This is a genomic window from Rhodopirellula maiorica SM1 (assembly GCF_000346295.1).
Lineage (GTDB): Bacteria > Planctomycetota > Planctomycetia > Pirellulales > Pirellulaceae > Novipirellula > Novipirellula maiorica.
In genome coordinates this window covers 1-904 of sequence record NZ_ANOG01000951.1, presented here as the reverse complement: position 1 = coordinate 904, position 904 = coordinate 1, and the positions used below count along the sequence as shown (strand labels likewise).

Here is a 904-nt window from a genome sequence, read left to right as displayed (position 1 = left end):
AGAGTCGCCGAATCGGTCTTCTTGCCGTAGCGATACCTGCCCCACTGCCAGCATCGGGTTGACGACCAACGACACCAGCAAGATGCCAATGCCCCACCACGACATCGACGCGGTTTCTTGGCTGATGAACTTGCTGATCGCCTCGTAACAGATGAATAAGACAGCAATCGTAAAGGCACCCGAGAGAACCCCTAACGCGATCTTCTTTCTCTTCCGCTTGTCTCGCTCGTTGATACCTTTGGCTTCGCCGTTCAATTGCCAGATCATGAACGCGGCGGAGTTCGCTTCGACGATGCTATCGACGCCCCAACTGATCAGCGCCGAACTGCCCGTCATGAATCCGGCCGTTAGCGAAATGGTCACTTCGGTGATGTTGTAGATCAGGCTGGCAATTTCGACATTGCGACCCCGGCGTATCAATTTTGCTCGTTCCTCGCTCATCGCACTTCACTTAGCAGTTGAATGTTCGTCATGGCAAAGTGGTCAGCGGGAATGGCGGGAAGTCGATCCATCGCAATTTGCAAATCCTGTTCCGGGATCTCGTAGCTGCATCCGTTGACGAGCACGTCGGTGGCCGCCTTCATCTGCTCGATCGCGATCCATTCGCCGGGGCAGCGGTGGTTCTGGTAGTGATCGCCGCCGCCTTGAGGTATTAAGGTGAATGGATTCCCGTCCCATTCGCGAAAACGGGATGGTCTGAACGATTCTGGCTGGTCCCAAGGACGTGGATCATGGTTGGTGCCGTATAGGTCCAGCAGCACCTTCCGACCGCTCGGAAAGTGGTAACCGTGCCACTCGAATGATTCTTTCACCTTTGCTCCGGCAAACGGAAAGAATGGATAGTAACGCCGGACCTCCTGCACAAAGCAATGCAATTCATCCGGGGAGCCATCGCGAAGTTGTT

Annotated in this window: 2 protein-coding genes; both read right to left on the bottom strand. The window is 54.9% G+C overall.

All coding sequences use genetic code 11. From position 1 onward, the window contains the following. On the bottom strand, window positions 1–441 hold a 441-nt coding region (locus tag RMSM_RS30415), incomplete at its 3' end, for a cation efflux transmembrane domain-containing protein (protein WP_008706528.1). After that, window positions 438–904 (bottom strand): cytochrome P450 (locus tag RMSM_RS30410; protein ID WP_040770298.1); only part of this gene is annotated, 467 nt, incomplete at its 5' end. The genes RMSM_RS30415 and RMSM_RS30410, both read right to left, overlap by 4 nt.